The organism is Actinoplanes sp. L3-i22, assembly GCF_019704555.1.
In the GTDB taxonomy this organism is placed as follows: domain Bacteria; phylum Actinomycetota; class Actinomycetes; order Mycobacteriales; family Micromonosporaceae; genus Actinoplanes.
This window is the reverse complement of the sequence record NZ_AP024745.1, coordinates 1,079,925-1,093,380: the sequence shown is the minus strand read 5'-3', so window position 1 is coordinate 1,093,380 and position 13,456 is coordinate 1,079,925. Positions and strand designations below refer to the sequence as shown.

General features: G+C 70.4%; 9 protein-coding genes. 1 reads left to right on the top strand and 8 read right to left on the bottom strand.

The annotated features are described in order from the left end of the window. Window positions 1-71: 71 nt before the first annotated feature. The 8 genes from L3i22_RS05030 to L3i22_RS04990 all read right to left on the bottom strand — a co-directional run bounded on the left by L3i22_RS05030 (window position 72) and on the right by L3i22_RS04990 (window position 11,954). The gene (locus tag L3i22_RS05030) at window positions 72-1,157 is read right to left on the bottom strand and encodes an S-(hydroxymethyl)mycothiol dehydrogenase (protein WP_221325830.1); all 1,086 of its coding nucleotides are present in this window, start codon (window positions 1,155-1,157) and stop codon (window positions 72-74) included. A gap of 33 nt (window positions 1,158-1,190) precedes the next feature. Beyond that, complete coding sequence (locus L3i22_RS05025) at window positions 1,191-1,640, bottom strand: MarR family winged helix-turn-helix transcriptional regulator (protein ID WP_221325829.1); 450 nt, start codon at window positions 1,638-1,640, stop codon at window positions 1,191-1,193. A gap of 270 nt (window positions 1,641-1,910) precedes the next feature. Continuing rightward, window positions 1,911-2,300, bottom strand: a complete 390-nt coding sequence (locus tag L3i22_RS05020) for a cupin domain-containing protein (protein ID WP_221325828.1) — start codon at window positions 2,298-2,300, stop codon at window positions 1,911-1,913. Between the two features lie 19 nt (window positions 2,301-2,319). Beyond that, window positions 2,320-3,996, bottom strand: a complete 1,677-nt coding sequence (locus L3i22_RS05015) for a sensor domain-containing phosphodiesterase (RefSeq protein ID WP_221325827.1) — start codon at window positions 3,994-3,996, stop codon at window positions 2,320-2,322. A gap of 339 nt (window positions 3,997-4,335) precedes the next feature. Then, window positions 4,336-8,436 carry an AAA domain-containing protein gene (locus L3i22_RS05010; protein WP_255657958.1) on the bottom strand — a complete coding sequence of 1,367 codons (4,101 nt, stop codon included), beginning with the start codon at window positions 8,434-8,436 and terminating at the stop codon, window positions 4,336-4,338. Window positions 8,437-9,315: 879 nt separating this feature from the next. Then, complete coding sequence (locus L3i22_RS05000; protein WP_221325826.1) at window positions 9,316-9,984, bottom strand: hypothetical protein; 669 nt, start codon at window positions 9,982-9,984, stop codon at window positions 9,316-9,318. Between the two features lie 1,114 nt (window positions 9,985-11,098). Next, window positions 11,099-11,506, bottom strand: coding sequence for a YbaB/EbfC family nucleoid-associated protein (locus L3i22_RS04995; RefSeq protein ID WP_221325825.1), 408 nt, complete (start codon window positions 11,504-11,506; stop codon window positions 11,099-11,101). 76 nt (window positions 11,507-11,582) lie between these two features. Beyond that, window positions 11,583-11,954 (bottom strand): hypothetical protein, encoded by a 372-nt coding sequence (locus tag L3i22_RS04990; protein WP_221325824.1) that lies wholly within the window; start codon window positions 11,952-11,954, stop codon window positions 11,583-11,585. Window positions 11,955-12,124: 170 nt separating this feature from the next. Between L3i22_RS04990 and L3i22_RS04985 the strand changes: the two genes are divergently transcribed. Beyond that, the gene (locus L3i22_RS04985) at window positions 12,125-13,420 is read left to right on the top strand and encodes an AAA family ATPase (RefSeq protein WP_221325823.1); all 1,296 of its coding nucleotides are present in this window, start codon (window positions 12,125-12,127) and stop codon (window positions 13,418-13,420) included. Window positions 13,421-13,456: the final 36 nt, after the last annotated feature.

The following is a 13,456-nucleotide window of genomic DNA, read 5'->3' as shown; positions in this document are numbered from 1 at the left end:
GCCCGGAAGGGTCCCCGCGGGAGCGACGATCAGTTATTGGCCGCAGCGTAGGAAAAAACGAATTTGATCTTTTAGAAGATGACTACCGAGCGCAGCACGTCGCCGGTGTGCATCTTGGCGAAGGCCTGCTCGACGCCGTCCAGCGGGATCTCCTCGGTGACGAACGCGTCCAGGTCGAGGCGACCCTGGCGGTAGAGCTCGGTCAGCATCGGGAAGTCGCGGCTGGGCAGGCAGTCGCCATACCAACTGGACTTCAGCGCGCCGCCGCGGCCGAAGATGTCGAGCAGCGGCAGCTCGATCGTCATGTCCGGGGTCGGCACGCCGACCAGCACCACCGTGCCGGCCAGATCGCGGGCGTAGAAGGCCTGCTTGTACGTCTCCGGCCGGCCCACCGCCTCGACCACCACGTCGGCCCCGAAGCCACCGGTCAGCTCGCGCACCCGCTCGACCACGTCGTGCTCGCGCGCGTTGATCGTGTGGGTGGCGCCGAAACCCTTCGCCCATCCCAGCTTCCGGTCGTCGGTGTCGATCGCGATGATCGTGGTCGCCCCGGCCAGCGCCGCGCCGGCCACCGCGCCGTCCCCGACCCCGCCGCAGCCGATCACCGCGACCGAGTCGCCGCGGGTCACCCCGCCGGTGTTGATCGCCGCGCCCAGGCCGGCCATCACGCCGCAGCCGAGCAGGCCGACCGCGGCCGCGCGGGCCGACGGGTCCACCTTCGTGCACTGGCCGGCGTGGACCAGCGTCTTCTCCACGAACGCGCCGATGCCCAGGGCCGGCGAGAGCTCGGTGCCGTCCTCCAGGGTCATCCTCTGCTTGGCGTTGTGGGTGTTGAAGCAGTACCACGGCTTGCCCTTGTTGCAGGCGCGACAGTTTCCGCAGACCGCCCGCCAGTTCAGGATCACGAAGTCGCCGGGCGCCACGTCGGTCACCCCGGCACCGACCGCCTCGACCACCCCGGCCGCCTCGTGCCCGAGCAGGAACGGGAACTCGTCGTTGATCCCGCCCTCGCGGTAGTGCAGGTCGGTGTGGCACACCCCGCACGACTGCACCTTGACCACGGCCTCGCCCGGCCCCGGATCCGGCACCACGATCGTGGCCACCTCGACCGGCTTGCCCTTCTCCCGGGCGATCACGCCCTGCACCCGCTGACTCATCTTTGTCGACGCCTCTCTTCTGGTAATCAGACCCTACGGGCTTTTCAGCAGTGCTTCGGCCAGCTTGCCGAGCTGGCGGGCCTGCGCCGGGGTGAGCCGGTCGAAGACCAGCTGCTGGACCGTCTCGGCATGGCCGGGCGCGGTCTCCGCGACCTTGGCGAACCCCTCGTCGGTGAGCACCGCGATCTGCACCCGGCCGTCGACCGCAGCGCGCTCCCGGCGGAGCCAGCCCTTCTCCTCCAGCCGGGCCACCACGTGGGAGAGCCGGGACAGCGAGGCGCAGGCACGTTTGGCCAGGTGGCTCATCGGCAGGCGGCGTTCCGGATGCTCGGAGAGGGTCATCATCACCAGGTAGCCCATGTGGGTCAGACCGGCATCCCGCTGGAGTTGGGTCTCCAACGCCGCGGGCACCTTGACCAGCACCTCGACCAGCTGTCGCCAGGCCGTCTGCTGCTCCTCGGTCAACCACCGGGGCTCGTCCATGCTGGAAGGTTAGTAGCGTTCGGACAGTCCAGCATGGGCCGGGCGGACAGCATTCGACAGCGGGTCACCGAATCGATCGACTTACGTGAACCTCAGCGAGTAGGCTGTCCGAGGACTTTCCACCTCGACACGGCGCCGGAACCGGCTGGCTGGGGGGCCTCGGCCGGTTCCGGCGTCGTGCGCCTAAGGGCAAAACCAAAACATTCAAAAACGAATGCAAAAATCCGGACGCCGTACGCAAGAAAGCCGCGTCCGAATCGGAAATCCGCGTTATTGAGTGGGCGGGTTGTCGAGCCCCGCCTCCTCGAGCGCGTCCCCCTCCTCCTTCGTCTTGTGCACCGCGCCGTCGGCGTGCTCCGGCGGGCCGTAAACGGTGTGCAGGACGAGCGGGTTCGGCCCGTCGTTCACGAAGTTGTGCTGGACGCCGGCCGGGACGATCACCAGATCACCCTGCTGCACCGCGCGCGTCTCGCCGGCGATGATCGCCTTGCCGACACCGCTGACGAAGGTGAGGATCTGGTCCACGTGGTGGATCTCCTCGCCGATCTCGCCGCCCGGCGGGACGGTCATGATGACGAGCTGGGTGTGCTTGCCGGTCCAGAGGACCCGGCGGAAATCCGGACTCTGCTCGGCGACCGTGGCGATGACGTAGTGCTCCATGCCGAGCACGGTACCCGGATCAGTCGGCGCGCAGACGGCCCGGAACCACCGGCGACGGGCGGCCGATCAGGTAGCCCTGGACGTAGTCGACGCCGAGCTCACGCAGCATCCGGAGGGTGGCCTCGTCCTGGACGAACTCGGCGACGGTGTGGATGCCGTAGGCCTGGCAGACCTGCACCAGGGCGCGGACCAGCACCTGGTCCTGCGGGTTGTCGACCAGGTCGACGACGTACTCCCCGTCGATCTTCACCAGGTCGATCGGGAAGAGCCGCAGGTAGCGGAACGAGGCGTAGCCGGAGCCGAAGTCGTCGAGCGCCAGCGAGCACCCCAGGTCGCGGATCCGGTCGGCGAACCGGCGGGCCTCGCTCAGGTTGCCGATCAGCGCGGTCTCGGTGATCTCGAAGGTGAGCTGCTCCGGGTTCACCGCGTACTGCGAGAGCAGCCGCTCCACCTCGGCGGTCAGCCGGGGATCGCCGACCGACCGGCCGGACAGGTTGATCTGCAGGCCCATCCCGGGCTGCTCGGCGGCGAGCTTCATGGCCCGCTCGACCACCCACAGGTCGATGTCGAAGACCGCGTCCAGCCGCTCCGCGGTGTCCAGCACGTGGATCGGCGACTGCGGGCCGTCCGCCTCGTCCAGCACCCGCAGCAGCAGCTCGTGCCGGGTCACCCGGTTGGTCTGCAGCTCCAGGATCGGCTGGGAGTACAGCGTGAACCGGTCGGTGCCGAGCGCGTCGGCGACCCGGTTCCGGTACGACCCCTGCCGGTCCCGCGCCGGCACCGGATGCGCGACCAGGGTGATCGGGCAGTCCACCTCGCGCGACTGCCGCCAGGCCTGCTCGGCGTCGATCAGCAGGTCGTGGCTGCCCGCCTCGGCGTCCGTCCGGAACCGGACCAGGCCGCCCCAGACCAGCGTGCCGGGCTTCCCACGCAGCGCCTCGACCAGGGTGTTCGCCTGCTTGCGGGCGGCCGGCCAGCTGCTGGCGGCGAGCAGCACCGCGAGCTCGTTGGTCCCGACCCGGCCGAGCAACTGCTCCGGGCCGATCAGGTCCTCCAGGTGCCGGGCGGTCCGGTGCAGCAGCTCGGCGTTGCGCTCGGGGCGGGCCGTCTCGCCGGCCTCCTCGGCCTGCACCCGCAGCACCAGCAGGGCGCCGGCCGAGCGGCGCAGCGCCCGGTCGATCTCGTCGGCGAACCGGGCGCGGGTCAGCAGGCCGGTCCCCGGGTCCGGCTCGACCAGCGAGGACTGCACGGTCTCGCCGCGGCGGGTGAGCCGGTCGTCCTCGCGGCGGGCGCGCTCCCGGTCGGTGACGTCGCGGACCGTGCCCCGGATGCCGCGGACCGTCCCGTCCGGGCTCATCATCGGCTCGAGCCGGCAGTCGACGTCGAACCAGCCGCCGTCGTGCCGCATCAGCCGGACCGTGGCGCGCACGGTGGCCCGGCTGGTCCAGGCCTCGGTGATGGCGCCGAGCGCGGCGGCCAGGTCGTCCCGGTGCACGTAGCGGGCCAGGGTGTGGCGGGTCACCTCGCCCTGGGCGGGGATCCGGCCGAGCATCGCGGAGAGCGCCGTCGACCAGACGATCTGGTCGTTCGCGGTGGTGTAGGAGAACCAGGCGGCGCGGTCCTCGGCCGGCGGGCGCGGCTCGGGCAGCGGGGCGGTCGGCGGCGACCAGCGCTCGCGTTCTTCGGGCACGGTCATCCGACAGCACCTCCCCCCTCGCGCACGGCGTTTTCCCCGGCCACCTAAAAAGCCCCTACCTATTACGACCTGTCACCAGGCCGTAGTAACAGTGGACGTCAGAGTCAAAGTTTTGACGTAACCGCCAGCAAGGCCAGGAGCAGGGAATTATCGCCCATCCAGAGTACCGAAACAACCGAACGGTGGACCGCTTTACCGCCCAATTCGACCGAAAAGCTGCCGACTATCCATGACGGACAGTCACTGTTTGTATCGGGCGGAAAACCTTGTGCGATTTCCTACCCGCAAGCCGCCGGCAACATGCACGCGCCGTTCCCAAAACCCTGCGCTGGGTGATCCTCACTCCCCGGCCGGCGTGATCTCCAACTCGCCGATCCGCTGCCAGACCGGCCGCATCGCCGCCTCCGGCTCCCGGGCGAAGACGCTGCCCCGGATCCGGACGAACACGCAGTTCCCGACGCGTTCCAGCACCGCCTGCCGGCGCATGTCGCTCTCCCACTGCTCCGGCCCCTGATAGGCGTCGCCGTCGCACTCGATCGCCAACCGGCGGCCGTCCGGCGCGTTCAGCACGAAGTCGATCCGGTAGCCGCCGATCCGGAACTGCGGAATCGGCCGGAAACCCCGGACCGCGAGAAGGCGCAGCACATCGCGCTCGAAATCGCTTTCGCACCGGGCCGCCGGATCACTCGCGGTGATCTCGCCGGGAACATTGACCGCGTACGACAGAAGGAGTCCCCGGGCGTCATCGGCGAGCAACGCCCCCGGCCGCACGGAATGGTAAATCCACAACTGGTCGCGCGCCCGGGACGCGGCCACATTGATCCGCCGGTGGTAATCGCGCTTGGTGAACGCCGCAATCCGGGGATCATTCTCGGACACCACCATGGACACGAGCACCACGTCACGCTCGTCACCCTGGAACGTGTAGGCGTCCCCGACACGCAGCCGCCGCGCCTGGATCTCGTCCTCGCCGATCGCCTCGCGGAGTTTCGTGAGCATGTGACCGGCCTGGCCGCTGCTGCTCAACAGGCTGATCACGCCGAGCGTCCGACCGTCGTACCGGGGATCTGAAACGATCTTGGTAATGCGATCCACCAGGGCGTCCGCCTCGGCCGCGTTGATCTCACCGACGCCCGGCAGGTTCTCCCGCACCCCGGTCGAGCAGAACTCGGTCCGGATCGGCGGCAGCGCCGGCCGGTCCGCCCGCAACGGCCGGATCTTGCCGTCGTAGTAGTGCCGCGACGAGAACTCGATGATCTGCGGCACGCTCCGGAAGTGCTCGGTCAGCAGGATCCGCTCCGGCGAGCGCCGCACCGCGTGATCGTAAAGTGACGACTCGGGGTCGAAGTGCTCGGCCGACGGCACGTCGCCCAGATGCCGCTGAATCAGACCCTGGACCGAGCCGACGAAGCTCAGCTGCGGGCCGATCTGCTGATCGTCGCCGACCACCACGGCCCGCTCGGCCAGCGAGAGCACCGGCAGCGCGAACAGGTCCGCCTGCGACGCCTCGTCGACGATCACCACGTCGAACTGGCTTTTTTGGCCCGACCCGCCCGCCCCATTTTGGGCCCCGCCGGCGAACTGCTCGATCGCCCGGTCCACCGACATCACCCAGACCGGCACGGCGCTGACCGCGGACTCCATCGCCCGCTGGGCGTGCGCCTGCCAGACCGCGGCACTGCGCCCGGTGCCCTTGCCGATCTTGCGGAGCGCGGTGGTCCAGTCGGCCAGCGCGGCCCGCCGCCGGTCGTCCAGCGCCCGGGCCACCTCCAGCCAGGCCGAGGCGACGACCAGGTCACCGGTCAGCCGGCGGATCTTCGCCCGGGCCCGCTCCACCCGCCGCGCCAGCACCGCCGGATCGACGTCGCCGACCACGTTGTCGAACCAGGTCTGCGCGCGCCGCCACTCCCACGCCTCCAGGCAGGCCTGGCCGGAGACCACCGGCTGCTCCCCCACGGCGATCCGGGCGGCCCACTCCGGCGCCGCGTTGACCAGGCGGTCGTGCATGGCATGGAACCGCAGCACGTCCGGCTGCAACAGGGCCACCCGGCGGACCTCCGCGACCGCGTCGTCCCACCCGTCCAGGCTCTGCCACGCCTGCGCCACCTCCGGCCACGGCGCCAGCCGCTCGGCCACCGCCCGCTCCGCGGCCTTCGCCTGATCAAGAGCGAAGACCTCGCCGGCCCCCTCGATCATCTCGGCGGCGGCCGCGAGTCGCGCGGCGTCCAATTCAAGATCAATTTGCGGTACGACCGTGGCCATCCGCTCCACCAGCGGCGGCCACCGGCGCAGGTCGAACTCCAGCGACTGCGCCGCCTCGGACAGCAGCACCCCGGCCCACACCTCCGGATCGGTCCAGCCGCCGGTCGGCTCGTCGATCCGCAGCCGCTCCACCCAGTCGGTCCAGACGTCACCGAGCCGCCGGTGCGCCTGGGCCCGCCGCACCCGGGCCGCGACCAGGTCCACGTCCTCCGGCGTGCGCATCGGCTCGCCGTCCACCCGGATCTCCTCGGCGACCCGGAACAGCGCGGCCTGCAACAGCCGGTTCAGGCCCTTGCCCGCGGTGAACCGCAGCCGGATCTCGGCCAGCCGGGTGAGCAGCAACTTCGGCTCGGCCAGCAGCTGCTCGCCGATCACCACGCGGTGGCCGGCCTGCTCCTTCGCGCTCGTCGCCAGCTCGTCGAGGAGCGTGGACACGCTCGCGACGTGATCCGCCCACAGGGTGCGCCAGTGCTGGTCGTCCATCAGCCGGCCGAGACGGTCCGTCCAGGTGCCCTCCCGGCGGCGCAGCCAGGTGACCGCGTCGCGGAGGTCGGTGATCAGTTCGGTGTGGGCGGGGCGGGGCTCAGCCCGTACCAAATCCAAAGCGACGCCCTGGTCCGCCAACCGCGACAGACGCAGCTCGGCCGCGGCGATCTCGGCCCGCCGGGCCGAGGCCGCCGCCTGATCCGGAAGATCCATGATCTCCGGCAGCGGCCGCATCGTCGCCGCCCGGTCCTCCGGCGTCAGCCGGGCCGCCAGCTTGAGCAGCGTGGCGAAATCCTCGATGGTCAGCGGCGCCGGCCCGGACACCGGATCCGGGATGCCGCCGTGCGCCGCGGCCCGCTCCCGCAACCAGGCGCCGACCTCGGCCGGAAGCAGCGTCACCCCGCCGATCTGGTACGTCACGGCCTCGCTCTCGGCGATCAGCCGCAACCCGGCCATCGCCGACGCGAGTTCCCGCTCGGCCTCCTCCAGACTCGCGGTCAGCCGCTCGACCCGGCGGGCCTCGGCCTCCTTGTCCAGGGTCGCGGCCCGATCGGAGAGCTCCCGGGCGGCCAGCTGGAGCTGGACCAGCTGATCGGTGGTCCGGCCCAGAACCGCCAGGCAGAGCGCCTGAACCTCCTCCGGCAGGCCGTCCCGCAGGACCCGGAGCGGCTCCTCCTTCTGCGCGACGACCAGGACGCGCTTGCCGTTCGCCATCAGATGGCAGATCAGGTTGCGGATCGTGTGCGTCTTGCCGGTGCCCGGCGGGCCCTGCACCGCGACGTTGCGATGCTGGGCCAGGCGGCGGGCGATCGACTCCTGGGCCTCGTTGGTCGGCAGCGGCATGAGCAGGCGCTCGCCGACCCGGTCCCAGTTCTCCGGGTGATCGTCGGGCATGGCCAGGCGGCTGGGCTCGTGAGCCAGGATCGCGGCGAGGGAGCCGACGCCTTCGGTGGCTCGGTTCTCGGTCAGGCGGTTGCGGAGGTTCTCCAGGAAGCCGCGGAGTTGGCGCTGGCGGGGGCGGGCGAAGAGGATCGCGGTGTCGGTGATCGACGCCTGGGGTGTTTTGGCGGCGCTCTCGCCGGTGCTGGTGTTCTCGCCCTTGCCGGTGCTCTCGCCCTTGCCGGCGTTCTCGCCCTTGCTGGTGTTGTCGCCCGCGCTCCCGCCTTCGCCCGCGTCTCCGCCCTTGCCTGCGCTTCCGTCTTCGCCGGGCTTGCGGATGTGGCGGTCGAAGCCGAGCCGGGTGAGGGCACGCTCGAAGAACTCGCGACGCTCGAAGTCGTTCCACAGGTCGACCTCGACGACACCGCCCGGGCCGGCCAGCCCCTGCAGCTGGCTGAGGTACCGCTCGTCGAGACCGTGCAGCGCATCGGTCTGCAGCCGCGACGGGCCCGCCGGGGAGACCGTGATCAGGGCGCGGTCCGGGTCATACTCGATCAGGACCGGGGTAGCGACCAGCGGATAGCGGACCCGGGCGCCGTCGATCGTGGTCTCGATGACGCCGTGCCCCCAGACCATCTCGGTGGTGGCGGCAGCCATGTCGATCTGATGCATCCGGTCGAACAGCCTGCGATGAAGCTCCCGCGTCTGCTCGGCGGCGGCGGTGAGCTGGGACCAGGGGCGCCAGGTCTGATCGCGCCAACTCTCGAAGTCATCCGCGGCCACCCCTGCGAGCCCCGCCTCCGCAGCAGCCACCGGCACAGCCCCACTCGCCGCCGCCGAGGCCTGGCTTTGTGCCGACCCAGCCTCACCTCCGGCCGCCACGACCCCGCTCTGCGCCGGCCCAGCCTCGCCTCCGGCCACCGCCAGCACGGCCCCGCCCGGCGCCAGCCCAGCCTCGCCTCCGGCCACCGCCGCCACGGCCCCGCCCGGCGCCAGCCCAGCCTCACCTCCGGCCACCGCCGCCACGGCCCCGCCCGGCGCCAGCCCAGCCTCGCCTCCGACGGCCGTCGTCACAGCCCCGCTTTGCGGCGCCGTGACAGCGTCCCTCTGCGCCGGATTTATCCTGATATTGCGTGACGCCCTATCGGCCTCGACGGACGGCTCGGCGGTAGCGGAGACATCGCCGCGGAGGCGACGGCGGAGAGCGGCCGGAACGCTCACCGGCGGCGGCAATTCCGGCCGGCCAACCCGCAGCCAGGAGGAGCCGTCGGCGCCGGGACCGGCCTGACAGTCCGGATGATCGGGCAGAGCTTCCAGCCAGTGGGCGTCAGAGGGCACCGTGCGGGACGGTCGGTCCATCTGCGCACGCACCGCAAGCAGGTAGTCGGCGACCGCGACAGCCCGGTCCCGGATCGTCGTGGGCGACTCCATCCGGTGAAGTCTAGAGGCGTCCGCGCCATCCTGGGAGAACGGTTGCTCGCCGTCCCACGGCTACGGTTTCCTGCCCTCACAGACGCCGGCCACTCCCACCCCAGCAACGCGGGCCGGCAACGCGGGCCGGCAGCATGGGGCGGGTGGCGCGGGGCAGGCGGCGCTGGGGCGGAGCCGGTGGACGCCGCCCAGGGCGGGTGGGGAGCGTCCACCGAGCGGCTCCGGCCCGCCGCCAGCGGAGGTTTGCGGGAGCTTGGAAGCTCAGGGGAACTGCATGCGCCGGGGGCGCGGGATCACCGGGGGCGGGAGCGGGAGATCGTCGAGGTGGCTCCAGTTCAGGGTGCCGTTGTCGGTCGACTTGACCTCGCCGAGGCAGGCGCGGAGCAGGCCGAGGTTCGGCGCGCCGGCGTAGCCGGCGATCACGACCTCCGGTTTCGGCTCCATGCTCGCGATGGCCGCGCAGATCTTGGCGACCTCACGCTCGTCGACCGCGTCCAGCGGGAGCGGCAACTCCACCGGCGACCGGCGCCACGGCGGCCCGAACCGGCCGAGCAACTCGCGGGCGAGCCGGCCGAACGAACGGCCCACCTCGGCATCCGCCATCGACAGCCGGGCCGACTGGCCGTAGCACCACGGCACGACGATATGCCCGTTGATCAGAACGAGCTGATAGACCGACCGGGGGACGCTGATGATCTCGGCGCCAGGCAACGTGCCGAGGAACAGGACCAGTTCCTCGTAGGGCAACGCCCATCGCGGGTTACCCAGCACGCGCTCCACGGTCTGCGTCATGGCTGGGTGCGCGTGCACCTCGCGATCGATCGCTGTGCTCAGTGCCTCCGGCACCCGGGTCCACAACTCGTCGGCGATCTTGTCGCCGAACTGCTCGACCAACCAATCGCTGGGACCGACGAGAACGTCTGGACGCATTCCCCACCACCACCGTCCGTGATGCCGACGTCACTGCTGGCTAGAAGAGTTGCACTTCCGATGATCGACTGGAAGGGGCCGCGGCGAGATCATAAAAACAAGCGTGAATGAAATCGCGCGTGCCGAGCAAAGGTTAGCCACGACGACGGGGCATGGAGCCGAGAAGTATCGAAACCTGCAACTTGCGCGGCGAACCGCACGCGCAAGTTGCAAGCCGGTTTCGCTTTTCCCCGTACCCGATATTGAACACCCAACTTATTTCCGGTCGGTGACAGAGAAGCAAACATCCCTGCACGCGACATGATCAAACAGTCCGCGACCTGCGCGACAGCCACCTGACCGGGCATTTCAGCACCTCTCTCCGATGTGGACCGTGCGGCCAGAAAGTCCTTCCACCCGCTGCACTCTTCTTTCAACTAGATCGACAACAGCTGACGGCGGCTCCGCAACCGGGCAAACCCCTGTCGTTTGCGCAACTTGAGACAGGGGCACTGTCAGATACCCGTCAGAACATCTGTTCGTTGATCAAATACCCCCGGAAAACGCTCTCCGGATCTTTCGTCCATACTCGATCTTGCCAGCTCCGGGCCCCGATCTTGAGCGCCGAAAATCCACGTTCAGCCCGGTAGGTCGCCATGCGTCACGCGCGCCCCATGACCGCCCACCACCGGCCGGACCGTGCAATACGCGCCCCACCGGATCGGCGACCGAATCGAACAGCAAACGATTGACTCGATTCAACATAAACCGCAGACAATTCCGCCGGGCCGCCGGTTTCAATGAACGTGATTCACGCACCGCGATGCCGGATCCCGGACCCGCGCGACTGATTCCCCATTCAGTGATTGCCACCCTCAGCACACTCCACTCTATGACTCGGAGTAATCGTCCCGCCGGAGATCACCCCGCCTAGCTCCCCGAACTCGGCCATCCGAAGATCAAGATGGTCGTCGATGACAACGCATGCCGCTTTCTCCGGAACGCCGGAATCCGCTGCCGCACCGAGCGCTGACCGCGGCCGGCACCGCGATCGCTTTCGCAGTCGAGCGCTCCGCGAATTCCCAGCCTGAACCGGTACAGCGGCACGCCGGAAGGGCGGGGCCAACGGCGCCGCTCAGCCCCGTTCCGTACCGGCCTCACAAGCCTCACGACCGTTACGGGCCGGTGCCGCGCAGGCCGCCGCCACCGCCCGCCCGGTCGCCGACTCCGCCCCGACCGTCTCGTCCGTCGCCTCTCGCACCGCTCTGGCCAGCGCCTCCCGGGCCGCGCGCACGGTCGCACAGATCGCCGCCGCGGTCTCCGTCGCCGGCCGCTGCCGGATCCCCTCGCCCAGCTCCAGCCCGAGCAGGTCGCCACCGGGTCCGACCGTGACGGCGATCAGCCCGTCCGGACTTCGCGCGGTACCGGACATCCGATGGAGCCGCGCCGAGAGCTCACGTGCCCACCGCGCTCGCTCGGCGAATCCGGATCGCCACTCGTCGATCCAGGACTGCGCGTCACCAAGGTCATGATCGTCGAACATGGACTGCCTCCCATCGCTGTGGCGCCCACGCTAGCGGCGCTCACAAGATCACGGAGGGGCCTGTGGATAACCTCGGTCAGCCGGGGTCGACGGTGTCCCACGAGTAGTCGAAACCGGCCGGCGGCAGACGCCATTCGCGCAGCACGGCGAGGAGCTCGGACTCGTCCGCGGCCTCGGCCCGCCGCAACCGGACGACGCCGAGATCCTCGTCATAGCCCTCCAGGCGGTCCGCCTCGTACTCCCACTGGTTCACCAGGAAGCTGCGCTCGGCGTCGCTGCGCGCCGCGCCGGCCCGGATCGCGGCCTCGTCGTCGGACCGGCCGCTGGGCACGATGTGCACGAACGACCAGCGGTACGGCTGCGAGGCCGGGACCAGGATCGCCAGTCGCCGGCCGAGCCGCAACGCGGCCAGCTTCGGAGCCGGCCAGATCCATTCACGATGATCCATAACAGGGCGCAGCGTACCCAGGAAAGGTCTCGGCGCGACTGCCGGACGTCGGGGAAAGAAAATCTGAAAAGCCGCCGACCAGGCCCGATCCCACCCCTCCGGAGAGCTTGTTTCCGCAGTCCAGCGCCGGGCTCGGCGATCTTGTCGGGCCTCCGCGCTACGGTGCCCGGGTGAATGCAGTCAGCCCGGCCGAGGAGGCCGCCACCGTCATCGCCGCAGTGCTCGGCGATCTCCGCTCCGGCCGGCACCGGGGCGTCGTCGTCGACTCGCCGCCCGGCGCCGGCAAGTCGACGCTGGTGGTCCGCGCGGCCGGGGAGCTGGCCGCGACCGGCGCGCCGCTGATGATCGTCGCCCAGACGAATGAGCAGGTCGACGACCTGATCGAGCGGCTCGGCACGCGCTCCCCCGAGGTGACCGTGGGCCGGCTCTCCGCGGTCGACTACGAACGGACCGACCGGGTCAAGGACCATCCGAGCTGCCGAGTCGCGGCGAAGGTGCCCGATCTCGGCTCACCGGCGATCACGATCGGCACGGCGGCCAAGTGGGCGACGGTCGCCGACGGCAGCTGGCCGTGGGCGATCGTCGACGAGGCCTATCAGATGCGGTCGGACGCGCTGCTGCGAGTCGCGCCGCGGTTCGAACGGGCGCTGTTCGTGGGCGATCCCGGTCAGCTCGACCCGTTCTCCACCGTCGAGGTGGATCGCTGGACCGGCCTGTCGTGGGATCCGATGCAGAGCGCGGTGGCGGTGCTGCTGCGGCACAACCCGGAGCTGCCGGTGCACCGGCTGCCGGTCTCCTGGCGGCTGCCCGCGTCCGCCGCGCCGGTGGTGGCCGAGGCGTTCTATCCGTTCACCGGGTTCCGCTCGGGCACCGGGCCGGGCGATCGCACGCTGCATTTCGAGCGCCCCGCCACGACCCCGTTCGATCACGTGCTGGACACCGCCGCGCGGACCGGGTGGGGCCTGCACGAGCTACCCGCGCGGTTCACCGTGCGGACCGACGCGGAGGCCGCCGCGGCCTGCGCCCAGCTCGCCGCCCGTGCTCTGGCCCGCGGCGGGATCGCCGGGTCGGAGGCCGGCACCGGTCCACTCACCCCGGCCCGGATCGCGATCGGCGCCGCGCACCGGGATCAGGCGGCGGCGATCCGCGCGCTGCTGCCACCGGAGGCGGCCGGCATCACCGTGGACACGGCGAACCGGCTGCAGGGCCGGGAGTACGACCTGACCGTCGTTCTTCATCCGCTCTCCGGCCGGCGCGACGCCACCGCGTTCCACCTGGAGTCCGGGCGGCTCTGCGTGCTGACCTCACGGCACCGGCACGCCTGCGTGGTGGTGGCCCGGGCCGGCATCCCCGAGCTGCTCGACGCGCACCCGTCGACCGAGCCGGTGCACCTGAACGTGCCGGTCAAGTTCCCGGACGGATGGGAGGCGAATCAATCGATGCTCACGCATTTATACCGAACGTAACCCACCGGTAACCGTCAATCCGGTTACCGTGGTGCT

Coding starts and splice junctions, on each gene's coding strand:
- L3i22_RS04995 (WP_221325825.1), bottom strand. CDS start 11,506: ATGTTCGACGATCATGACCTTGGTGACGCGCAGTCCTGGATCGACGAG.
- L3i22_RS05000 (WP_221325826.1), bottom strand. CDS start 9,984: ATGCGTCCAGACGTTCTCGTCGGTCCCAGCGATTGGTTGGTCGAGCAG.
- L3i22_RS05025 (WP_221325829.1), bottom strand. CDS start 1,640: ATGGACGAGCCCCGGTGGTTGACCGAGGAGCAGCAGACGGCCTGGCGA.
- L3i22_RS05030 (WP_221325830.1), bottom strand. CDS start 1,157: ATGAGTCAGCGGGTGCAGGGCGTGATCGCCCGGGAGAAGGGCAAGCCG.
- L3i22_RS05020 (WP_221325828.1), bottom strand. CDS start 2,300: ATGGAGCACTACGTCATCGCCACGGTCGCCGAGCAGAGTCCGGATTTC.
- L3i22_RS05015 (WP_221325827.1), bottom strand. CDS start 3,996: ATGACCGTGCCCGAAGAACGCGAGCGCTGGTCGCCGCCGACCGCCCCG.
- L3i22_RS04990 (WP_221325824.1), bottom strand. CDS start 11,954: ATGGATCATCGTGAATGGATCTGGCCGGCTCCGAAGCTGGCCGCGTTG.